Source organism: Sneathiella sp., from assembly GCF_041689005.1.
Taxonomy (GTDB): Bacteria; Pseudomonadota; Alphaproteobacteria; order Sneathiellales; family Sneathiellaceae; genus Sneathiella.
Genome location: NZ_JBDNHC010000036.1, coordinates 23392 through 45442 on the forward strand (window position 1 = coordinate 23392; position 22051 = coordinate 45442).

Genomic DNA, 22051 nt, shown 5'->3' on the forward strand with positions numbered 1-22051 from the left:
GATTATGGCACGTGTCGTTCTGGAAAACCTTCGCAAGACATACCCGAATGGGTTCAAGGCAATTCATGGTGTGGACGTTGCGATCGAGGAGGGAGAGTTTCTTGTTCTTGTCGGTCCGTCAGGCTGTGGCAAGTCAACGCTTTTGCGCATGATTGCCGGGCTTGAATCAGTGACTGAAGGCTCGATCAGTATTGGCGAGAGAGTGGTCAATAACCTTGAGCCGTCCGAGCGGGATATCGCCATGGTATTCCAGAATTATGCTCTGTATCCCCATATGACTGTCTATAAGAATATGGCTTATGGCCTTAAAATCATGGGCCTTCCGAAGACGGAAATCGACGAGCGGGTCAAAAAGGCCGCGACCATCCTTGAGCTGACTGAGGAGCAGCTGACGCGCAAGCCCCGGCAGCTCAGCGGTGGGCAGCGCCAGCGGGTTGCCATGGGCCGCGCCATCGTCCGGGAGCCGAGTGTTTTCCTGTTCGATGAACCGCTCTCAAATCTGGACGCCAAATTGCGCGTACAAATGCGGCTTGAGATCAAGGGGCTGCAAACCGATCTTGGCATTACCAGCGTCTACGTGACCCATGACCAGGTTGAGGCAATGACCCTCGGTCACCGCTTGATGGTTTTGAATGAGGGTATCGTTGAACAGCTGGGGACGCCGATTGAGTTGTATGAGCGGCCGGCCTCGCTATTTGTCGCCGGCTTTATCGGCTCTCCCGCTATGAATTTCTCCGAGGCGAAAATCGATCAGGAGGGCCGCAACGTGACTGTCTCAGGACAGGCGGCGCTACCACTCGGAAACGGCGGGATGCCAGAGAACGCGGGCCGCGATGTGATTATGGGAGTCCGGCCCGAACATCTGGAAGTCGCGGCCGATGCGACGGACGCGGTCCCGCTTAAGGCGGTGATGATCGAGCATCTGGGCGCGGATACCCTTGTTCACGGCCATTTCGGCGAGAGCAAGACCAACCTGACTGTGCGGCTGGACGGCATTCAATATATTAATAAGGGGGATGTTCTGCCGATACGTGTGACCCCGGACCATTTGCATATATTCGATCCGAAAAGTGAAAAGCGGCTGTAGCGAGCAGAGCGCCCATTATCTCGGCCAGCGGCCCCGGTAAGGCGTTTCAAGCGCGCGGGCAACCAGTTCCAGATGGTCCTGCCCGTAGAACATGTCGCCCTCGACGAAATAGGTCGGCGAGCCGAAAACCGACCGGGCAATCGCTTCTTTTGTGTTCTTTCCGTAAATATCGCGAACCGTCGCCGTCATGGCGGTGTCCAGCAAGGGTACGGGATCAATCCCGGCGGCCTGCCCTATCCGCATAAGGTCATCGCGATTATCGAGGTCATAGTCATCGACCCAATGCGCCTTCAACATTTCGTGTGACAAGCGATCCATGTCTACCCCCTGAAGCTGTCCGGCGATGAGCATACAGTTCGACAAGGTGATGTCGTTGTCATGATGGGTCGGCTTTCCGGACATAACCGGAATATTCCGATGCTCGGCCCAGCGGATGATCTCTCGGCCGAAATAATAGTCCCGATGCGCCTCTGTCCGCTCAGGCGGGGGGATCGTGCCGCTTCTGGCAACGACTTGTCGTAAATCAATGGGGCGATGATCAATTTCGCAGCCTGCCTCCTGTGCGATCCGCTGGAGTTCCGCCGACCCGATATAGGCAAAGGCCGAATAGCCCGCATAAAAATACTCGATCGTAGCCATGGTCATTTCCGATTTGTTAGCGTGCGATGGACCGCGTCCTGCCAAAGGGCATAGGCGACATCGCGCTCTGCCTCGGGCATCTGCGGCGAAAATTGCCTGTCGCGTCGCCAGGATTTGGCAAATTCATCAGGCGATGGATAGAAACCGACATAAAGCCCCGCAAGGTAGGCGGCACCGAGCGCCGTGGTTTCCGCTGATTTCGGGCGGTCAACTGGCACGCCCAGAATGTCGGCGAGACGCTGCATCGTCCAGTCCGAGGCGACCATGCCACCATCGACGCGAAGAACGGTCTCATGTTCGGTCTCAAAATCAGCTTGTATTGCCGTGAGCAGGTCGCGGGTTTGAAAACAGACACTCTCAAGGGCGGCTTTTGCGAATTCCTTCGGGCCTGTTGCGCGGGTGATCCCGAAGATCGCGCCCCGGCATTTGGAATCCCAGTAGGGTGCGCCGATACCCACGAACGCGGGCACCATAATGACCGACTGTTCCGGATCAGCCTTGGCGGCGAGTTCCCCTGATTGCGCCGCCTCCTTGATAATGCCCAATCCATCGCGTAGCCATTGAACGGCGGCCCCGGCAATGAAAATGGATCCTTCGAGGGCGTAGGTCGGCTTGCCGTCCAGCTGATAGGCGATAGTGGTCAGCAACCTGTTCTGCGAGGCAACGGGGGTATCGCCTGTGTTGAGGACGGCAAAACATCCCGTGCCGTAGGTTGATTTCATCATGCCTGGCGTGAAGCAGGCCTGGCCGATCGTCGCTGATTGCTGGTCTCCCGCAATTCCTGTGATTTTCACGGATCCGCCGAGAAGTGACGGGTCAAGCACCCCGAAATCGGCCGAGCTGTCACGCACCTCTGGAAGCAGGGATATCGGGATATCCAGAATTTTCAGGAGTTCGTCCGACCATTCCCCCTTGTGAATGTCATAGACCAGCGTCCGAGAGGCATTCGTCGCGTCGGTCGCGTGAACCTTGCCGCCGGTGAGCCGCCAGAGCAGGAAGCTGTCAATAGTCCCGAATGCGAGCTTGCCCGCTTCAGCATCGCTCCGGGCACCCTCTATATTATCCAGCAGCCAGGAGATTTTAGTACCGGAAAAATACGGATCGAGCAGCAGGCCGGTTTTTTCCGTGAACAGATTTTCCAGCCCTCTTTCCTTGAGAGCCATGCATAAATCCGAGGTCCGCCGGTCCTGCCAGACAATGGCATTATGGATTGGCTTGCCTGTTTCCCGGTTCCAGATCACCACCGTTTCGCGCTGGTTGGTGATGCCGATGGCGGCAATATCCGCGATTGTCGCACTTGCTTTGGCAAGGGCCTCCTTGCAGGTGGCGATTGTCGTGTCCCAGATTTCCTCCGGGTCATGCTCGACCCAGCCTGAGGCCGGATAATGCTGGGTAAATTCCCGCTGCCCGGTGGCGACAGGCGTGTAGTCCTTATCAAAAACGATGGCGCGGCTGGACGTGGTTCCCTGATCGATGGCGAGGACGTAGCGTGACATTGGGCGGCTCTTCTTTTTATCTTAACTTCCCTGAGAGCGGATTTTGACATTCAAAGAGCAGATATACCAGTCTGTTTTACGTTTTTTGCGGAAGAAGCGAGTCAGGGGCGGGACAGGATCAAGAAAACATTTGGCGGGTGAGGATTGGCTCATTGACTTAGGCCAGCAAACATGACGCAATGACCGCAGTTTTCACCCGGACAGGCCGGTCACGTTATGCGTATTGAAGGAACGATACCCTTTATCCGCCAGGAATGGCGGTTTCTGCTTTTTGGATTGCTTCTTTCATTCTGGTCGGGGCCTGGGCAGACCTATGTCATCTCCGTCATCGGTGGTCATATCCGCCAGGATTTTAACCTCAGCAACGGAGAGTTTGGCGCCATCTACACGGTCGCAACGCTTCTCTGCGCCGCGATGTTATGGAAGGGCGGGCCGCTGGTCGACCGATTGCCGCTTCGCCAGTTCGTGTTCAAGATCACGCTGATCATGATCGCGGCGATGCTGGCTTTTGGGTTTATTCAGGGGCCAATTACACTTTTTTTCGGGATCATAGGCATCCGCTTCATGGGTCAGGGGATGATGACACATGTCTCGCTCACCTCGATGGCGCGGCGGTATGAGGCGGAGAGGGGGCGGGCGGTCGCCATCGCCGGTCTCGGTTTCCCGCTTGGCGAGGCGTTGTTCCCGCCGCTGATTGTGCTGGCCCTCGGCGTGGTTGACTGGCGATATATCTGGCCGGGTATGGGGGTCCTGATGGCGATTACCCTGCTGCCGGTTATTCCCGTGCTTATCCGTCACACCACTCGTCAGGACGGTCCCGGCGCGAAGCTTCTGGTGGCAGCAGATAAGGAGGCACGGCACTGGAGCCGCGCGGAAGTGCTGCGCGACAGGCGCTTTTACCTGTTGGCGCCGACGGCCATGGCCCAGGCCGCAATTATCACCGGCCTGTTCTTTCATCAGGTCTATTTTATCTCGTTAAAGGGCTGGGATTTTAAATGGTGGACATTGTGTTTCACTGTTTTCGCCCTCGCCTCCCTGATTGGGGGCATGGTGTCCGGCTTTTTTGTGGATATCTTCCGGGCACGCCGGATCATGCCTTTCGTACTGTTACCGCTGATGCTAGGCCTCGCTATTTTTAGCTATTCCGGACCGCAGGGGTATGCGGTCGTGGTCATGTTTGTTCTTGGTCTCGGGGCGGGATCTACCAGTCCGGTCCTCTCTTCCCTCTGGCCAGAGCTTTACGGAACCCTTCATCTCGGGGCAATCCGGTCAGTTGCGACCGTCGTCATGGTCTTCGGATCCGCCCTTGGGCCGGTTTTCATGGGGTGGGCGCTTGATGCAGATATTTCTTTGCAGGCAATTATGCTGGCCTCTATCGCGATTGCTCTGCTTTCCGCTCTGCTGGCAAAACTGGCTCTGCTAAAGACCTGACGGTCGCGCCTTCAAATGTTTAAAAAGTTACGAGTCCTTTACATTTTGCCTCTAGACTGTGGCAAACGCGGTTTCCTGATAAATAAGTTTCCACAATTACGTAAAATTTGATTATTTTTGTGTCTATCCCCCATTTAGGGGATGTGGATAACAATCGCTTCAGTGTAAAAAGTTGGCTATAGTTCGGGCTACATAGAAAAGAAACCCGATTTTGATAATTTTTCCAGAGGGTTACCTAATTTGGGTTGTCTCTGGTATTATGTAAATGTCCGTGGAGTGTGAGCAATGGCAACGTCGAACACCAATAACAGCGTCGGTGAAAATTCAGGTCACGATGTTGGAATGACAATTGTGGCAATGCCCGGAGAAACAATTGAGCTGCCCTTCGCATCGCTTCAGGACGTTACTTTTAGTCAGGACGGCGGAAACCTGATTATTACGCCGGTTGATGGCGGACCCTCGGTTTTATTGCAGGATTTCCTGACATTCGCGGTGACGGAAAACCCGCCGGCGATTGGGTTCGCCAACGGCAACGTTGTTGTGGTTGACCAGATCACGCCATTGGTGGAGGGATATTCGGTCGCCGACATTTCGCCGCAGGCCGGAAATAACGTGAGCGATGGCGGCGGCGCCCATTTTCAGCCCTTTCACGATGGCAGCATTGGCGACCCCCTTGGTATCGCCGATCTTTTGCCGCCGACGGATCTCTCTTTTTCTCGTGAGGAAGCCGATGAAATCATTGGTAAGAATGAAGATTTCCGGCCCATCGGCAGCCCTAATCCTGGTTCGGACGTGCCGACTGTCATCGTTACGGACGCGGCTGGGAAAGAGGATTTTGGAACTGCTGCTGATCAGATTGCCTCGGTTCCGGCCCCGGCAGATGGAAACATCGCCCTTGCCATCACGCTGACAACCGGCCAAGGCGGAACGGAAGACGGTTGGGTGATCCTGAGTGGGTATCCCGCCGCTGTGACTTTCTCTGCCGGAGCGGCCGACGCCGGTGGCTGGCGAGTGGAGCAGGCCGATCTGGCCGCACTGACGATTACCGGCCTTCCCGCGGACAGCGATGGTGACTTTTCAATCATTGTAACCCCCTGGTCTCAGGACGGCGCGGCGGCTGCCACGGCCGGAACGGCGGGGACGATTGATGTGCTGATTGACGCGGTGGCGGACCTGCCGACGCTTACCTTAGATGCCTCCGGCGCGGATGCGTCGGTAACCGGCAATGAGAATACGGCGATTGGGTTGCCGGATATCTCGGCGGCGCTTCAGGATACGGACGGGTCTGAAAGCCTGTCCCTGTCTATTGATGGCGTTCCGACGGGCGCGACCCTGACCGATGGCACTAACAGTTTTATTGGTAATGGCAGCAGCGTCGATGTGACGGGCTGGAATCTCGCGAACATGTCGATTACCCCAGTCACTGACGACACGACGGATTTCTCGCTGTCGGTGACCGCGACCTCGCTGGAGGCGGCGATGGTCGGGGCCGGCGGCGAACTGCAGGAGGGCGACAACACGGCCAGCACTAGCCTTACCATTAACGTGACGGTGGACGATGTGCCTGTGGTCCTCGGTCCAAATGCTGTTGCCGACGGGCCTGTGGTGATTACCGAGCCACTCGATACCCATGCTGTTTTTATCGTCGATACCTCCGCGAGTTTGTCCCAAAACGATCTTGCATTAATGGAACAGGCGCTGAAAAACCTGGCAACAACCCTGTTTTCTCAGAATCCGGATGGCACCAAGATTACAATTATTGATTTTGATTCCACGGCCAAATTCCTGGGCGGTGGTGATGGGACCTTTACCACGCTTGCCTCGACATTGAATGCCCTCAACGGAATTGACAGTCTGAGCGGTGGCGGGACGAGCTATTACGAAGCGCTTAATCTCGCGCGTACCATTGATTTCGATCCCCAGGATGTGCCCAAGTTCTATTTTCTCTCCGACGGTGTTCCGACGGAGTCTGGTCCGGGCGGCAACGGTTTTGCGATTAATTCCTTTAACGATTGGGTGAATAATGATCTCAGCGGTGCCGAGGTCTATTCCGTCGGGATTGGCGCGGCGGCGAACAATAGTGAATATCTCGGGCTCTTCGACAATACGCCGACGGACGATAATGTGACTGCACCGGGCGGCCCGTATTTATATGTGGATGACGCTGCCCAGCTGAATGGCAGTCTTGTGGCAACGCAAGCGGAATTATCCGGGAATGTGCTGACCAACGATAGTGCAGGTGATAATCCGCTCGCCGCCATTCCGATTGTATCGGTGGCCTATAATGGGACGACATATGATCTGAGCGATGATGGCAATCCAAACGTAACGGTGAGCGGGAATAACCTTACACTGACAACCGATTTCGGCGTTCTGGAGCTGAATTTTCAAAACGGTGACTATCATTATGTCGCAAATACTGATGTTTCGAACTTCGAGAGCGAGGTGTTCAGTTACACCATTTCCGATACGGTTGGATCGACAAGTACGGCAGACCTGAATATCCAGATCAGCCCCGATACGTTCTACACGGGGACGCAGAACGTGGATACGATTATGGGCGGGACGGGAAATGATTATATCGCTGGGCAGGCCGGAGATGATTCGCTCACCGGTAATGATGGCGATGACCGGTTTGTATTCCAGAGTGCGCAGTCGGATGGCGATGACGTCATTCACGATTTCGGCACCAATGGTGATCATGATGTCATTGACCTGTCCGCCGTATTCGATGATTTGAATATTAATTCGGGCGACCGAGCCGATCATGTCGTTTTCAGTGATGACGGGACGAATACCACGATTACCGTAACCGATGGGGCCAACGCACCAATCGCCGATTTTTCAGTTGTTGTCGAGAACTCCGTTTTGACTTCAACCGACATCACAAACGGAAAAATTGTTGTGGATGAAAGCTAGGCGATAACTGTAAAATACAAAAAAGGCCGCAATGTTTGCGGCCTTTTTTATGACCCACTGGCGATAAAATAGACTGGTCCCGCGCGCGGCCTTGCCCTATTGTGCGGGGTATCAGGGGCAGGTTAAATGAAATATATTTGGGGGACAGGAACATTGAGTAGAGTCGTGAATTTTCTGGTGGCGGTGATCATTGCCGTGGCACTGCCGGTCGTCGCTGCGGCAAAAGACCTTCCGATTTCCGCATTTGCGGGCAATTGGCAGGGAAATGCCATCTCTGAAAATAATGTCAGCGTGAATTTTCCGATTACCAGCCGCGATATTGACGTGAGCATCTCGCCGGCGGACAACGGGGATTTTACCGTGACATGGCGGACCTTGCTTCGCCAGAAGGGAAGCCCGACGAACCCCAAGGAAGTTCTGAAGGAAACGACATTTACCTATGTCAAATCGGAAGTTCCCAATGTTTGGAAAAACAATCTCGGGGGAGATGTCTATGCGGGGGACACTGTTTCCTGGGCGCGGATCAGCAAGCAGACATTAACTGTCTATGTCATGGCGATCAGCGATGTCGGCGACTATGATATGCAGGTTTACAAGCGAACATTGACGGGCCCCAACATGGAACTCGAATTCACCGCACTGCGCGACGGCGTCATTCGGCGCACGGCAAAAGGCCGGCTAATCCTTCAAAGCAAGTAACAGGCGCTGGCCAAGCGCCGTGCGGCCCTAGATATCCCCAATTCCGGGCGATATGTTGCGTTTCTGCGGCGCGGCCATCTGCCGGATCTGGGAGGGGGGCGGCGCCGCGCGCTGCGCGCAGTTCGACCGTTCGCACAGCCGACAGGTAATGCCGACGGGCATAACTGTTCTTGGCGCCGCAAGGTTCATGCTGTCGGCATAGATAAGTCGCTGTGCCTGGCTGACATCACAGCCGATACTGATGGCATAATGGCGTTTTGGCTGGGAATAGCCGAGACTTGGCTTGGTCACGGTCCGGGCAATCGAGAAAAACCGGCTGCCGTCGGGCATCTCGGAAATTTGCGGGCAGATAGTGCCGGGGGTCAGGAACGCGGCATGTAGCACCCACCGCGGACAGGAATTGCCATAGCGCGGAATACGCAAGCCAGAGGCGCTGAACCGTTTCGAGATGTTCCCGGCGACGTCACTTCGGATCAGGTGAAAGGGAATGCCTGATTTTCCGGGTCGCTGCAGTGTCGTCAGGCGATGGCAGATCTGTTCGAAACTGCCGCCGAACTGCTGTTGCAACAGCTCAATGTCATAGCGCAGGTCCTCCGCCGCACGGAAAAATATATCATAGGGCAGTAGAGAGGCACCGGCAAAATAGTTGGACAGGGCGGCAACGGCTTTCGCCCGCGCGGCATCGCTGGGCAATTCCGGTGCGTTCACCAATTCGTCAAACAGACTGGAAAACGACAATTGACCACAGAGCAACGCCAGATGGAAATTGACGCTCGATTGTGGCAGGGCCTTCGAGAGAACCAGCGACCGGTTCTGTTCGTCATATAAGGTCGCCTCGGTGTTATGGCTGTCGCGATTGGCATAATCGATTTGAACGCCATGTTCGCGCCTTAGAAAATCAGCCAGTGCCAGTGTTGGCAGGATATCGTCGCTGCCAATTGAATTGCGGAATTCCGTTGCGGCGATTTCGATCGGCTCGAAATAATTATTCCGCGACTGAATAAAATCTGACACCGCCTCATTAGGAGACGGGGCCCATGTTTTGCCGCTCAGGCCGTCGCCACCAACAATGCCGAGAAGTTCGTTGACCGTATCAGTCAGGGCCTCGCTGTCTTTTAGAACAATCTGTAAGAATTCCTTTCGTTCCTTCGGGCCAAGATCTTCATTATCATGCACAATTTCAGTGGAAGACAGGATCGATGTCACCAGGGTCCGCAGACGAAAAGAGGAGCCGGCGAACAGCAGGTCCTGGGATAAACGTTCGCTTAACAGCTGCATATCGGTCTGCGAAGCCTTGTAGGCATCATATGTCTTTTTGAGCGCGGAGCAGAGCATTGGCGCATCAGCCGCCATCGCCGCGATGTCCTCATCGCCAAAGTCGTCATCAGCAAACAGCGGGTCTTTCAGGGCGTCCGTTACTTCGGCGATCAGGAGCCCTTCCTCCTGGGGCGAGAAGACCAGCGGATCGACTTTGAGAATCTGGCTTATTCGCAGCAGCAGAGGTACTGTGATACTGCGCCGGTTATGTTCGAGCAAATTGAGATAGCTTGCAGAGATGCCAAGGCGGTCGGCGAGTTCAACCTGTGTCAGTTTCTTTTCCTTGCGCAATCTCCTGAGCCGGGTTCCCAAAAGCGCGGATCTTGCCATGTTTCTGATCCTGATATTTACATACTTTACATATTTACAAAATTATTCGAAAAATATTGACATAAAAAACCGCCGTTTTCCAGTGTATTATTGGAATAATATTAAAAATGTGAAATTTTTACAGGGCGGGGGTTTGAATTCTACGGAAAACAAAATGATAAACTCCCGGCACAGGGATGACCTACTGGAAAATGGGAGAAATTTTATGAATGACATCAAGAAACCAGGCGTTTCGCGCCGGGGCCTGCTGAAGGCTGGCGCGGTAACGGGACTGGTTGCATCGACCCCGAGCTTCTTTATCAAGAACGCTTGGGCCGCCGACTTTCGCAATGATCCAAAAAATGCAGACCAGGTTACGCTCGGGTTTAACGTGCCGCAATCCGGCCCTTACGCGGACGAAGGTGCCGACGAGCTCCGTGCCTACAAACTCGCAGTAAAACATCTGAATGGCGAAGGCGACGGCGGCATGCTCAACACCTTTAAGCCATCGAGTCTCACAGGCAAAGGGATCCTTGGCAAAAAGGTTGCCTATTCAACCGGAGATACCCAGACAAAATCGGATGCGGCGCGCGCTTCGGCGAAACGCATGATCGAAAAGGACGGTGTCCTGATGGTCACTGGCGGCTCGTCCTCCGGTGTGGCGGTTGCCGTACAGTCACTCTGCCAGGAACAGGGTATCATCTTCATGGCGGGCCTCACTCATTCCAATGACACGACGGGTAAGGACAAGCGCCGGTATGGTTTCCGTCATTTCTTCAATGCCTATATGTCTGGTGCGGCGTTGGCGCCGGTGCTGAAAAAGGAATATGGCACTGATCGCAAGGCCTATCACCTGACCGCCGACTACACTTGGGGCTGGACTCAGGAAGAATCGATCAAGAACTCAACCGAGGCGCTCGGCTGGCAAACAGTTAATACCGTGAGAACCCCGGTTGGTGCCGGTGACTTTTCGCAATATATCACTCCGGTCCTGAATTCCGATGCCGATGTGTTGATCCTGAACCATTACGGCAAGGACATGATCAACTCCCTCACGCAGGCAGTTCAGTTCGGCCTGCGCGACAAGCAGGTCAATGGCAAGAACTTCGAGATTGTTGTGCCGTTGTTCTCGCGCCTGATGGCGCAGGGTGCTGGCGATGCCATCAAGGGCATTCTAGGAACCGCCAACTGGAACTGGTCGCTGCAGGACGAAGGCTCGCAGGCCTTTGTGAAGTCCTTCGGCGCCGAATATGGGGCTCCGCCCTCCATGGCCGCCCATACCTGTTATGTCCAGACATTACTGTATGCGAATGCCTGTGAAATGGCCGGCACCTTCTACCCACCAGAAGTGATCAAGCAGCTGGAAGGCTTCAACTTCGACGGTATGGGCAACGGTCCGACCCTGTATCGCGCTGCAGATCATCAGTGCTTCAAGGATGTGCTGGTGGTGCGCGGGAATGAAAACCCATCAAGCCAGTTCGATCTTCTGAACGTTGTCGATGTTACGCCACGCGCTCAAGTGGAATATGATTGGAAAATATTCGGCGGCGAACTTGGGCCGTATGAAGTTAAAATGTAGGGAATAAGCAACAATAGGCGGGATGGCGACCAGTCGCGGTCGCCATCCCGCCCGGCTTGCTCTTTCCGCGTGTACATCGACTTCTCGTTAAATCGACCATTTTTGGGGGCCTTCTGGGTAGATTTTTATGGATGCCATTTTTATTCAAATATTAAATGGTCTGGATAAGGGTGCTGCATACGCCCTGATTGCGCTGGGGCTAACGCTAGTCTTCGGGACTCTGGGGATCGTCAATTTCGCCCATGGCGCGCTGTTTATGCTGGGCGCATTCTGCGCCGTTACTTTTCAGAAATTAGTGACGATTTCCGCCAAGATCCGCGATGAAAACATTACGGCTTTTGCCGCCTACAAGGAACAGCCCTATATCGAAACCTGGTTTGGCGATATCGGCACGACGATTATCAATTATTCGGTACCGCTGTCGATTTTACTCGCCATCCCCTTTATGTTGCTGGTCGGCTATGTGATGGAGCGCGGCCTGATAAAACATTTTTACAAGCGCTCGCATGCCGAACAGATACTCGTCACGTTCGGCCTTGCAATCGTCATTCAGGAAATTATCAAGGCGTATTTCGGCGCCAACCCGATACCGCAGTCCGCACCGGCATTTCTCGCCGGAAGTGCAGATGTCGGATCCTGGGTGGGACTTGGCAAAAACCTGGTGTATCCATGGTGGCGTCTCGTCTATCTCTGTTTTTCCGGCGTCATCATTTTTGCGGTCTTTGCCTTTCTGCAGTTCACGACCTACGGCATGGTGGTGCGCGCCGGGATGTGGGACCGCGAGACAGTGGGCCTTCTTGGCATTAATATCCAGCGACGATTCACGATCGTGTTCGCCCTTGCGGCTGTCGTTGCCGGTGTTGCCGGCGTGATGTATACGCCCATTCTGCCGCCGGATTATCATCTTGGAATGGAATTCCTCGTTCTATCCTTTGTCGTTGTTGTGGTGGGGGGGATGGGATCGCTTGGCGGCGCCGTGTTGGCCGGATTCCTGCTCGGAATCGTGCAGTCCTTCGCCTCAATGAACGAGATAAAGGATATTCTTCCGGGCATTGACCAGATTATTCTCTATCTTGTCGCCGTGATTATTTTACTGGTTCTGCCGCGCGGATTATTGGGCAAAACCGGCGTGATGGATGAATAAAATGAAAAAGCCGTTTCTCAATGATGCGCTCCTTTTGCTTATCTTCTCCGCTGTCATTCTGGCGCTCCCGCTATGGTCGGAGCCGTTCGGCGCCAACTATCCTGATTTGCTGCAGAAGTTCGCGATTTATGGTATTTTTGCTATTGGCTTTAATATTCTTTTCGGGCTAACGGGCTATCTTTCGTTCGGGCATGCTGCCTTTCTCGGGGTTGGCTCCTACGCCGCCGTCTGGTCGTTCAAGCTCTTGACCATGAACGCTATTCCTGCCGTGATCTTCGGAGTTATCTTTTCGGGACTTCTTGCCCTTATCATTGGCTTTTTAAGCCTGCGGCGCTCGGGCATCTATTTCTCAATCCTGACTCTCGCCTTTGCGCAGATGTCCTATAATCTGGCGTATTCGGTGCTAACCCCCATTACCAACGGGGAAACCGGATTGCAGTTGGCCCGCGCTGATCCGCGTATTATCGACAGGATGTTTGGGGAGGCAACGAGTGCGGGATTGCCCATCACCGATTTATTCGGCGAACCGATGAGCGGTTACCCGGGATTTTATTTTTGCGCCGTGCTACTGATCATCTGTTTCTTCCTGTCATTGCTCATATTCCGGTCGCCATTTGGATTGATGCTGAAAGGGATCAAGTCAAACCAGAACCGAATGAAATATACGGGGCTGAACACACGTCCCTATATGCTGACGGCGTTCGTCATATCCGGCATGTATGCCGGGCTGGCCGGAAGCCTGCTTGCAGTGACAGACCCGCTTGCGGGGGCCGAGAGAATGCAATGGACCGCCTCGGGAGAGGTGGTGTTGATGACAATTCTCGGCGGCGCGGGGACGCTGATCGGGCCGATGCTGGGGGCCGGCCTTATCAAGTATTTCGAGAATATATTCTCATCTTTCGATAACAACGTCCTGCATCATGCCTTTTCCTTCTTGCCAGATTCGGTTGTGGATTTTCTGGTCCCTGTTGTCGGTCTTTTCGTCGGCAGTGGGTGGAACCTCACTCTGGGGCTGCTATTCGTCATTGTCGTAATCTTCCTGCCCGGCGGTCTTGTCGAAGGCTTCAACCGCATCTTTAGTTTATTCACCTCGGATAGAAAACGCGACGCACAATCGGTGCAGGCCCCGAACCAGGCCGGCGAGTAAAGGGAAGACCATGGGTGATCTCGTTCTTCATTTGGACAATATCAACAAGAGCTTCGGCGGGCTGAGCGCGTTGTCGAATATAAACCTGCATGTGGAAGAGGGGACCACGCATGCGATAATCGGGCCCAACGGTGCGGGTAAATCAACCCTGCTCAATGTTTGTATCGGCCGCCTGAAACCTGATACGGGGAAGGTAATATTTGACGGCGAGGAACTGACCGGCAAAAAGCCTCATGAAATTGCCCAGATTGGCGTGGCCCGGGTTTTCCAGACTCCGGAGATTTTCCAGGAAATGTCCCTGCTTGAAAATGTCATGATCCCGGCATTTTCCCACCGCGATGGCTCCTTTCGTTTCAATGCGGCTAAGCCTCTCACCCGTCAGGGGGAGATTCGTGATGAAGCCGAGAATATCCTTGAGGATGTCGGCCTGAAGGACATGATGATGATGGAAGCGGGGAGTCTGTCACGCGGCGACAAGCGGCGGCTTGAACTCGGAATGTGCCTGATCCTGCGACCGCGGCTGTTGTTGCTGGATGAACCGACGGCGGGAATGGCCCGCCATGACACCAATCAGACGATTGACCTGCTCAAGAAAATAAAATCGCGAGGCATGACAAAGATCATTATCGAGCATGACATGCATGTCGTTTTCAGCCTTGCCGACAAAGTTAGCGTTCTTGCCCGCGGCGAAATTATTGCCGGCGGTGATCCTGAGGAAGTACGCGAGGATCCTAAAGTCAAGGAAGCCTATCTGGGGGGAGCTGCCTGATGTCGGCGGAAATTAAAAAACCATATTTCAGCGTTAAGGATATTCACGCTTATTACGGGGAATCCTATATCGTTCAGGGAGTCTCCTTTGACGTGGAAGAGGGTGAGATCGTCGCTCTGCTGGGGCGCAATGGGGCTGGAAAAACCTCGACGTTGCGGGCGCTTGCCCGGCTCGACAGCCCGGCGCTGAAGCGCGGCGAGATTTATCTTGGAGGTTTGCCCATCCATCCGTTGCAAGCCTATCAGGCAGCGGGGGCTGGAATACAGCTGGTACCTGAGGACCGGCGGATATTTGGAGGCCTGACGGTTGAGGAAAATTTGATCCTGGCCCAGGTCGCAGAGCCAAAAGGCTGGGAAATCGAGCGGATTTACGAACATTTCCCGCGCCTTGGCGAGCGCCGCAATCAGGACGCTGTGACCATGTCAGGCGGAGAACAGCAAATGCTCGCGGTAGCGCGGGCGTTGGCCAGAGATGTGAAGCTGCTATTGCTGGATGAACCTTATGAGGGGCTGGCGCCGGTGATCGTTCAGGAAATTGAAAGGATACTGATGGAGGTCCGGAAACTCGGAATCACCACGGTCATCGTCGAACAGAATGCGGTCGCCGCCCTGCAACTGGCCGACAAGGCATTGATTCTGGACATGGGACAAATCGCTTTTCGCGGGACCGCGAAAGAGGTGCTTGAAGATGAGGATCTACGACACGAATATCTGGCAATCTGACGTTTTCGGAAAAATATCCAGGATAACCACTTTGATTTAGGGGTTATTCCGGCGACGGGTAAAAATTTATTTTACCCGTCTCCCGTGCTGCGTTAAATGTTATCCTGATAGTGAGGAAAATGATTTACCGTAGACTACGGTGTGAAAGGGCTTAAGAGCATGTCAATAAATGAATTATATCCCGTACCTGCCGAACTGGCGAATGCCGCCTGGGCGGACAAGGCGAGTTATGATGCGATGTATCGCGCGTCGATCGACGATCCGGCGGCCTTCTGGGGCGAGCATGGTAAACGGATCGACTGGATTAAGCCCTATACGAAGGTCAAGGATGTCTCCTACGCGAAGGACGATTTGCATATTCGCTGGTATCACGATGGTACGCTGAATGTCAGCTACAACTGTCTCGACCGGCATTTGGAAACACGAGGCGACAGCCCCGCGATTATCTGGGAAGGGGATGAGCCGACAGATGACAAGACGCTCACCTATCGCGAACTGCATGATGAAGTTTGCAAATTCTCTAACGTGTTGAAGGCAAAGGGAATAAAAAAGGGTGATCGTGTCACGCTTTACATGCCGATGATCGTCGAGGCGGCCGTGGCAATGCTGGCCTGTGCCCGAATTGGCGCCATTCATTCCATCGTCTTCGGCGGCTTCTCTCCCGATGCGCTGGCGGGCCGTATTATCGATTGCAAGTCCAACTGCATTATTACCGCCGACGAAGGCGTTCGCGGCGGCCGGCCGATCCCGCTGAAGGCGAACACGGACAAGGCGTTGGAAAACTGCCCCGACTGCACCACCTGCATTGTCGTCAAACGCACCGGCGGCAAGATCGACTGGACCGAGGGACGCGACATCTGGTATCACGAGGAAATGGCGAAAGCGGATGCCGATTGTCCGCCTGAGGAAATGAACGCCGAGGATCCGCTGTTTATCCTCTACACCTCGGGATCGACAGGCCAGCCGAAAGGCGTCATGCATACTACTGGTGGTTATATTGTCTATGCGGCCATGACCCACCGCTATGTCTTCGACTACCACGACGGCGATATCTACTGGTGCACCGCCGATGTCGGTTGGGTGACCGGCCATAGCTATATTATTTATGGCCCGCTTGCCAATGGCGCGACCACCTTGATGTTTGAAGGGGTGCCGAATTATCCGACTGTTTCCCGTTTCTGGGAGGTCTGCGACAAGCATCAGGTGAATATTTTCTACACCGCGCCAACTGCGATCCGGGCGCTAATGCGGGACGGGGACGGGCCGGTGAAGAAGACCTCGCGCAAATCCCTTAGGCTTCTCGGCTCGGTCGGCGAACCGATCAACCCCGAGGCATGGCGCTGGTATTACGAGGTGGTTGGCGATAGCCGTTGCCCGATTGTCGATACTTGGTGGCAAACTGAAACTGGCGGCATCATGATCACGCCGCTCCCCGGGGCAACGGATTTGAAGCCGGGCTCGGCAACGTTGCCCTTCTTTGGTATCGATCCGGTGATGGTCGATGGCGATGGCAAAGTCCTGACGGGCGTGTGCGAGGGTATCCTCTGTATTGACGATAGCTGGCCGGGACAAATGCGCACGATTTATGGTGATCATGAACGATTTTATCAGACCTATTTCGCCGCTTTCCCGGGCCGGTATTTTACCGGTGACGGCGCCCGCCGTGATGAGGACGGTTATTATTGGATCACCGGGCGTGTCGATGATGTAATCAATGTGTCCGGTCACCGCATGGGCACCGCGGAAGTTGAAAGCGCACTCGTCGCTCATGAGAAGGTGTCGGAGGCGGCTGTCGTTGGGTATCCACATGATATCAAGGGGCAGGGTATCTATGCCTATGTCACGCTCACTACGGGTGTTGATCCGTCAGAGGAATTGCGGAAAGAGCTGGTCGCCTGGGTGCGACAGGAAATTGGGCCGATTGCCTCTCCGGACCTGATCCAGTGGGCGCCGGGCTTGCCGAAAACCCGCTCTGGTAAAATCATGCGGCGTATTTTGCGCAAAGTTGCTGAGAATAACTATAGCAGCCTTGGTGATACCTCGACACTTGCCGATCCGGCAGTGGTTGAGGAGCTGATCGACAATCGCATGAACAAGTAACGCCTGCCTCCCGGAAAGATCAGTCAATGACAACAGCCGGGGGACTAGGCTATAATTGCAGGCAGGGAGACTTGGGGCTGGAGTTTGAACTAAAAAGATATCGCAAGAGACGATGGAGAAAATTCCGCTACCCCGGTTAACGAAAGGGAACAAACGGCAAAATGGTGCATACAGTGCTTGTTGTGGAGGACGAGCCGAACATCGTCTTGTCCTTGCAGTTTATCCTGAAACAGGCTGGCTTCGTAGTGCGTGTGGCCCGCGATGGCGAACAGGCACTCCGGGCGATCGCAGAGTATGTGCCAAATCTCGTGCTTCTTGATATCATGCTGCCAAAGCAGGACGGATTTGCAGTTTGTGAGGCAATTCGGGCAAATCCCGCCTGCCGGGCCGTCAAGATTATTATGCTGTCGGCGAAAAGCCGTGAGGCAGACAAAGAACGGGCGCTGGCCCTTGGTGCCGATGAATTTGTAACCAAGCCGTTTTCAACGCGCGTCCTCGGTAAAATGGTCAAGGAAATTGTCGCCGTTCCGACGTCGGTATTGAAGGCAAAGCAGGTTTGAGATGGCGGGGTAAATCCAATCATAAAGGTCTAGGGCGATGATGAGAAGCGGGCGAAAAAAAGAATGGTCGATCCTGCTTTTTGTTGCCTGCCTTATTGCCTTCATGCCGCCGGTTCTGCGTATCATCAACAGCTCCCAGCTTCTGTTCGGCATCCCCATAAGTTATCTTAGCATGTTCGGTATCTGGGGCGCGGCGATTGTGCTCACGGCGATCGGGGCGCGGCGGCGTGATCGGACGCCGGCTGTGCCGTTGCCTGCAGGTCGTTCGGCGGACGACGCGCAGCGGGGGAAGAAGTAATGTCCGGGGGGCTCGTCCTCACGGTCTCCTTTCTCTATCTCGGGCTATTGTTCGCCATTGCGCAGTTCGTCGATTCCCAGGCGAAGAAGGGTAGGCACCTGACCCGCAATCCTTATATCTATACCCTGTCGATTGCAGTGTTCTGCACTTCCTGGACTTTTTATGGCAGTGTCGGCTTGGCGGCAACACGCGGGCTTGATTTTCTAGCCATTTATATCGGCCCGACCCTCGTTTTTTTGCTCTGGTCGGTGGTCTGGGTAAAGATTGTCCGCATCTGCAAGGGCCACCGTATCACCTCCATCGCCGACTTCATTGCCTCTCGCTACGGTAAACGGGCTGGGCTCGGCGGTCTGGTGACCGTGATCGCGGTGGTCGGCACAATGCCCTATATTTCGCTCCAGCTCAAATCCATTGCGAGCAGTTTCCGTATCCTTGTTAATTCGCCTGAGACGTCGCTGCTCGATGTCTCGAACCAGTCGATACTGCCCATCGATACGACGCTTGTTGTGGCGGTGGCTCTTGCCCTGTTTTCAATCCTGTTCGGTACCCGCCATATCGATGCAAGTGAGCATCACGAGGGGCTGGTCGCGGCCATCGCTTTCGAATCTGTGGTCAAGCTCGTGACCTTCCTGACTGTCGGGATTTTTGTGACCTACGGGCTTTATAACGGTTTCACCGATCTTTTCGCCAAGGCCGAGGAGGCGGGGCTCAGTTCTCTTTTCCGTATCAGCGGCGATGGCGGTTACAATGTCTGGATGACGATGACGGTACTCTCCATGGCGGCGATTATCTGTCTGCCGCGGCAATTCTATATCACGGCGGTGGAGAACCCGGACGAATCCTATTTACGCAAAACGACGTGGCTGTTCCCCCTTTATTTGTTGATTACCAATATCTTCGTGCTGCCCGTGGCGCTTGCCGGTCGACTCGCCTTTCAGGGCGGGCCAACCGATGCAGATATGTTCATGCTCACGGTGCCGCTGGTAAATGACCGGGGTGCTCTCGCCCTCCTTTCCTTTGTCGGCGGATTGTCGGCGGCGACCTCAATGGTGATTGTCGCCTCTATCGCGCTTAGTACCATGGTTTGCAATGACCTCATCATGCCGCTCCTACTGCGTTCGAAATGGCTGAATATCAACAAGAACGATGACCTGACCGGATTGCTGCTCACCATTCGCCGGGTTAGCATCCTGCTGGTGATGATTCTTGGCTACGCCTATTACCTGATTGCCAGCGAATCCTATTCGCTTGTGATGATCGGCCTCGTCTCCTTTGCTGCTGCGGCGCAGTTCCTGCCGGCCCTTATCGGCGGTATTTTCTGGAAAGGCGCATCCTACCGTGGGGCGCTGAGCGGCTTGGCGCTTGGGTTTATTGTCTGGCTCTATACGCTTCTTCTGCCTTCCTTTGCGCAGTCGGGTTGGCTGCCAGTAAGTTTTATCGAGAACGGTCCCTGGGGTATTGCCTTTCTCAAGCCCTATTCGATGTTCGGAATGGAAGGATTTGATCGGCTAACGCATGCGCTATTCTGGAGCATGCTGGTCAATATCGGCGCCTATTGGGTGGTCTCGCTTATGTCGCAGCAGACGGCGATCGAACGGATACAGGGAACATTGTTCGTTGATGTGTTCGGCCATACGGATGATGACCGCGACAGCCGCTACTGGCGCGGATCGGCAACAGTCGCCGATTTGCAGCAGCTTGTGGGCCGCTTCGTCGGTGTCCAGCGGGTTGCCCAGGCCTTCACGAATTTTGCCGCCGAGCGTGACATCAATCTGCGAAAAGGCCAGACCGCCGATGCGGCGATGTTGGATTTCGCGGAAAAAATGCTGGCCGGCGCCATCGGCTCGGCGACCGCGCGGGTGATGATGGGCTCCGTCGTCAAGGGCGAGATTGTCGGGCTGGATGAGGTTTACCGCATTCTCGACGAGACCAGCCAGGTGATCGAGTACAGCCATCGGCTGGAGCAGAAATCTGCCGAACTGGAGCGAGCGACGGGGCAACTGCGCAATGCCAATGAGCGACTGAAGGAACTGGATTCGCTGAAAGATCATTTCCTGTCAATGGTCAGTCACGAACTCAGGACCCCCCTTACCTCGCTTCGCGCGTTCGGCGAGATTCTGGTGGACAATCCCGAAGTGTCGCTTGCCGAGCGGTCGCAGTTTCTGAACGTCATCATCAAGGAAAGCAGCCGCCTGACCCGGCTGATCGACCAGTTGCTCGACCTTGCGCGCATGGAGGCCGGGCAAATGGACTGGTCGCTGGATACGGTGGATATGGCCGCCACGGCTCATGAGGCAATGGCGACGCTCGCCGGTCTGCTCAAGGAAAACGATGTGACGCTGACCCTCGACCTGCCGGAGGGTTTGCCGTCGGTGCGGGCGGACCGGGACCAGCTTATTCAGGTGATGATTAATCTGGTGTCTAACGCTATCAAGTTCTGCGACAAGTCAAATGGCCGCATCCATGTCACAGTTGCCCCCGCTGAGGATGTTCTGACGGTCACCGTCACCGACAATGGCAAGGGCATTGCGGAAAATATGGCAGAACATATCTTTGAAAAATTCCATCAATCTCTCGACAGTAGTGAGGATAAGCCGCAGGGGTCCGGACTCGGGCTCGCCATTTGCCGTGAAATTGTCACCTTCCTTGGCGGCCGGATCTGGGTCGCCAGCCCGAAGAAGGGTGGTGCCAGCTTTTCCTTCACCGTGCCCCGGTCGGACCGGAGCGATTTGCGGCTGTCGGCGGAATAACGCGTTGCTCCGGATATAAAGAGATCATGAAAAGGCGCGGTAGATCATAATCGCGCCGATGAGACCGACCAGTAACAGAACAATCTTCTTGAAGTTCCGCTGGTCAATCCGGTGGCGGACATGGGTCCCGGCCCACATGCCGGCGAACAGCGGGACCAAGCCGATGACGCTGTAGACCGCCTCGGTGACGCGCAGAAAATTCATCGTCTGCAGGCTCAACATCAGGAAGATGCTGCCGAAGAACAAAAAGGCACTGACGGTCGCGATGAAGACCTCCTTTTTGAGGTCAAGCGCGACAAAGAAGAAAATCGGTAGCGTACCATAAAGGGTGGTAATACCGCCGATGACCCCCGCGATAACGCCGATGATCGGGCCGAACAGCTTTTCCCGCCGCCCGAGAAAAGCGAAGGATATGCCAGACATCTCCAGCGTTGCGATCAGGATCAACACCGATCCGACGACGATCAGCAGGTAGCGTGTATCGACGGCCGAGAGCAGATACACTCCGACGGGCAATCCCAGCGCCAGCCCGAGAAAAAGCCGCCAGTGACGGCTAAGTACCATTTTCACCTGACCCGAGATCATCATCTGGACGAAGTTGGTGATGATCATGGGAAAGACCATGATGGCGACGGCGGCCGGCAGCGACATGAAGAAAACGATGATCGGCACGGCGATGGTCGGCAGTCCGAAGGCCGATATCCCCTTGACGAAGCCGCCTAGGGCAAGGGCGACACAGACAATCAAAAGATGGTAGAGATTGAAATCAGGAAGATATTGCGCAATCATGTCGGGGCTACTGCTAAATAATCGATAAGAAATCGGGGACGGGGACGAACCTGAAGGGTCCACTCAGGACTATGGACTAAAAAATTGCTTTACAGTAAACATTTTTCTTCCTTCAATAGGGGAAGAGCCGGGGCGCTAATAAATAACAATAACCGGAAGTAATTCAAACAAGCAAGGATGAACCAGTGAAAGCCTATGTAATTCAGGGAGACGGGGGTATTGACGGTCTCGCGCTCATCGAGCGGGATATCCCGAAGCCCGGCCCCGGCGAAATTCTGGTGCGCCTGAAGGCGAAC

At 54.7% G+C, this 22051-nt stretch carries 17 protein-coding genes; 13 read left to right on the forward strand and 4 right to left on the reverse strand.

From position 1 onward, the window contains the following. Nucleotides 1-4: 4 nt before the first annotated feature. Nucleotides 5-1087 (forward strand): sn-glycerol-3-phosphate import ATP-binding protein UgpC, encoded by a 1083-nt coding sequence (locus ACESNI_RS04600; RefSeq protein ID WP_373085305.1) that lies wholly within the window; start codon nucleotides 5-7, stop codon nucleotides 1085-1087. A 15-nt stretch (nucleotides 1088-1102) separates the two neighbouring features. On the opposite strand, the gene ACESNI_RS04605 is transcribed toward ACESNI_RS04600, so the two are convergent. Both ACESNI_RS04605 and glpK read right to left on the reverse strand, forming a co-directional pair. Next, nucleotides 1103-1726, reverse strand: a complete 624-nt coding sequence (locus ACESNI_RS04605) for a 2-hydroxychromene-2-carboxylate isomerase (protein ID WP_373085306.1) — start codon at nucleotides 1724-1726, stop codon at nucleotides 1103-1105. A 2-nt stretch (nucleotides 1727-1728) separates the two neighbouring features. Further along, on the reverse strand, nucleotides 1729-3222 hold the full coding sequence (gene glpK / locus ACESNI_RS04610; protein WP_373085307.1) for a glycerol kinase GlpK: 1494 nt from the start codon (nucleotides 3220-3222) through the stop codon (nucleotides 1729-1731). Between the two features lie 216 nt (nucleotides 3223-3438). Here glpK and ACESNI_RS04615 point away from each other — a divergent pair, with 216 nt between their 5' ends. The 3 genes from ACESNI_RS04615 to ACESNI_RS04625 all read left to right on the forward strand — a co-directional run bounded on the left by ACESNI_RS04615 (nucleotide 3439) and on the right by ACESNI_RS04625 (nucleotide 8271). Further along, nucleotides 3439-4653, forward strand: a complete 1215-nt coding sequence (locus ACESNI_RS04615; RefSeq protein WP_373085308.1) for an MFS transporter — start codon at nucleotides 3439-3441, stop codon at nucleotides 4651-4653. Nucleotides 4654-4938: 285 nt separating this feature from the next. Further along, nucleotides 4939-7572, forward strand: coding sequence for a VWA domain-containing protein (locus ACESNI_RS04620; RefSeq protein ID WP_373085309.1), 2634 nt, complete (start codon nucleotides 4939-4941; stop codon nucleotides 7570-7572). Nucleotides 7573-7698: 126 nt separating this feature from the next. Continuing rightward, entirely contained in the window at nucleotides 7699-8271 is a 573-nt protein-coding gene (locus tag ACESNI_RS04625; RefSeq protein ID WP_373085310.1) for a hypothetical protein, read from the forward strand. Nucleotides 8272-8298: 27 nt separating this feature from the next. On the opposite strand, the gene ACESNI_RS04630 is transcribed toward ACESNI_RS04625, so the two are convergent. Continuing rightward, on the reverse strand, nucleotides 8299-9918 hold the full coding sequence (locus tag ACESNI_RS04630; RefSeq protein ID WP_373085311.1) for a short-chain fatty acyl-CoA regulator family protein: 1620 nt from the start codon (nucleotides 9916-9918) through the stop codon (nucleotides 8299-8301). Nucleotides 9919-10123: 205 nt separating this feature from the next. Between ACESNI_RS04630 and ACESNI_RS04635 the strand changes: the two genes are divergently transcribed. From ACESNI_RS04635 to ACESNI_RS04675, 9 genes are all read left to right on the forward strand, one after another. Next, nucleotides 10124-11476 carry a substrate-binding protein gene (locus tag ACESNI_RS04635; protein ID WP_373085312.1) on the forward strand — a complete coding sequence of 451 codons (1353 nt, stop codon included), beginning with the start codon at nucleotides 10124-10126 and terminating at the stop codon, nucleotides 11474-11476. Between the two features lie 127 nt (nucleotides 11477-11603). Continuing rightward, on the forward strand, nucleotides 11604-12620 hold the full coding sequence (locus ACESNI_RS04640) for a branched-chain amino acid ABC transporter permease (protein ID WP_373085313.1): 1017 nt from the start codon (nucleotides 11604-11606) through the stop codon (nucleotides 12618-12620). Between the two features lies 1 nt (nucleotide 12621). Beyond that, nucleotides 12622-13767, forward strand: a complete 1146-nt coding sequence (locus ACESNI_RS04645; protein ID WP_373085322.1) for a branched-chain amino acid ABC transporter permease — start codon at nucleotides 12622-12624, stop codon at nucleotides 13765-13767. A gap of 10 nt (nucleotides 13768-13777) precedes the next feature. Continuing rightward, a complete protein-coding gene (locus ACESNI_RS04650; RefSeq protein ID WP_373085315.1) occupies nucleotides 13778-14536 on the forward strand; it encodes an ABC transporter ATP-binding protein in 759 nt (252 codons plus the stop codon). After that, nucleotides 14536-15258 carry an ABC transporter ATP-binding protein gene (locus ACESNI_RS04655; protein WP_373085316.1) on the forward strand — a complete coding sequence of 241 codons (723 nt, stop codon included), beginning with the start codon at nucleotides 14536-14538 and terminating at the stop codon, nucleotides 15256-15258. The genes ACESNI_RS04650 and ACESNI_RS04655 overlap by 1 nt, the downstream gene beginning before the upstream one ends. Before the next feature lie 159 nt (nucleotides 15259-15417). Beyond that, the gene (acs, locus tag ACESNI_RS04660) at nucleotides 15418-17358 is read left to right on the forward strand and encodes an acetate--CoA ligase (protein ID WP_373085317.1); all 1941 of its coding nucleotides are present in this window, start codon (nucleotides 15418-15420) and stop codon (nucleotides 17356-17358) included. Between the two features lie 161 nt (nucleotides 17359-17519). Next, nucleotides 17520-17918: a response regulator transcription factor gene (locus ACESNI_RS04665; RefSeq protein ID WP_373085318.1), complete on the forward strand. Its 399-nt coding sequence runs from the start codon at nucleotides 17520-17522 to the stop codon at nucleotides 17916-17918. 37 nt (nucleotides 17919-17955) lie between these two features. Then, nucleotides 17956-18216 (forward strand): hypothetical protein, encoded by a 261-nt coding sequence (locus ACESNI_RS04670; protein WP_373085319.1) that lies wholly within the window; start codon nucleotides 17956-17958, stop codon nucleotides 18214-18216. After that, nucleotides 18216-20966 (forward strand): ATP-binding protein, encoded by a 2751-nt coding sequence (locus tag ACESNI_RS04675; RefSeq protein WP_373085320.1) that lies wholly within the window; start codon nucleotides 18216-18218, stop codon nucleotides 20964-20966. Before ACESNI_RS04670 ends, ACESNI_RS04675 begins: the two co-directional genes overlap by 1 nt. 24 nt (nucleotides 20967-20990) lie before the next feature. Here the strand turns inward: ACESNI_RS04675 and ACESNI_RS04680 are convergent, their stop codons facing one another. Further along, nucleotides 20991-21755, reverse strand: a complete 765-nt coding sequence (locus tag ACESNI_RS04680) for a sulfite exporter TauE/SafE family protein (protein WP_373085321.1) — start codon at nucleotides 21753-21755, stop codon at nucleotides 20991-20993. Between the last annotated feature and the right edge of the window lie 296 nt (nucleotides 21756-22051).

Excerpts from the sequence above, each read along its gene's own strand:
- ACESNI_RS04600 (WP_373085305.1), top strand. The coding sequence starts at position 5 with ATGGCACGTGTCGTTCTGGAAAACCTTCGCAAGACATACCCGAATGGG.
- ACESNI_RS04605 (WP_373085306.1), bottom strand. The coding sequence starts at position 1,726 with ATGGCTACGATCGAGTATTTTTATGCGGGCTATTCGGCCTTTGCCTAT.
- glpK (WP_373085307.1), bottom strand. The coding sequence starts at position 3,222 with ATGTCACGCTACGTCCTCGCCATCGATCAGGGAACCACGTCCAGCCGC.
- ACESNI_RS04615 (WP_373085308.1), top strand. The coding sequence starts at position 3,439 with ATGCGTATTGAAGGAACGATACCCTTTATCCGCCAGGAATGGCGGTTT.
- ACESNI_RS04620 (WP_373085309.1), top strand. The coding sequence starts at position 4,939 with ATGGCAACGTCGAACACCAATAACAGCGTCGGTGAAAATTCAGGTCAC.
- ACESNI_RS04625 (WP_373085310.1), top strand. The coding sequence starts at position 7,699 with ATGAAATATATTTGGGGGACAGGAACATTGAGTAGAGTCGTGAATTTT.
- ACESNI_RS04630 (WP_373085311.1), bottom strand. The coding sequence starts at position 9,918 with ATGGCAAGATCCGCGCTTTTGGGAACCCGGCTCAGGAGATTGCGCAAG.
- ACESNI_RS04635 (WP_373085312.1), top strand. The coding sequence starts at position 10,124 with ATGAATGACATCAAGAAACCAGGCGTTTCGCGCCGGGGCCTGCTGAAG.
- ACESNI_RS04640 (WP_373085313.1), top strand. The coding sequence starts at position 11,604 with ATGGATGCCATTTTTATTCAAATATTAAATGGTCTGGATAAGGGTGCT.
- ACESNI_RS04645 (WP_373085322.1), top strand. The coding sequence starts at position 12,622 with ATGAAAAAGCCGTTTCTCAATGATGCGCTCCTTTTGCTTATCTTCTCC.
- ACESNI_RS04650 (WP_373085315.1), top strand. The coding sequence starts at position 13,778 with ATGGGTGATCTCGTTCTTCATTTGGACAATATCAACAAGAGCTTCGGC.
- ACESNI_RS04655 (WP_373085316.1), top strand. The coding sequence starts at position 14,536 with ATGTCGGCGGAAATTAAAAAACCATATTTCAGCGTTAAGGATATTCAC.
- acs (WP_373085317.1), top strand. The coding sequence starts at position 15,418 with ATGTCAATAAATGAATTATATCCCGTACCTGCCGAACTGGCGAATGCC.
- ACESNI_RS04665 (WP_373085318.1), top strand. The coding sequence starts at position 17,520 with ATGGTGCATACAGTGCTTGTTGTGGAGGACGAGCCGAACATCGTCTTG.
- ACESNI_RS04670 (WP_373085319.1), top strand. The coding sequence starts at position 17,956 with ATGATGAGAAGCGGGCGAAAAAAAGAATGGTCGATCCTGCTTTTTGTT.
- ACESNI_RS04675 (WP_373085320.1), top strand. The coding sequence starts at position 18,216 with ATGTCCGGGGGGCTCGTCCTCACGGTCTCCTTTCTCTATCTCGGGCTA.
- ACESNI_RS04680 (WP_373085321.1), bottom strand. The coding sequence starts at position 21,755 with ATGATTGCGCAATATCTTCCTGATTTCAATCTCTACCATCTTTTGATT.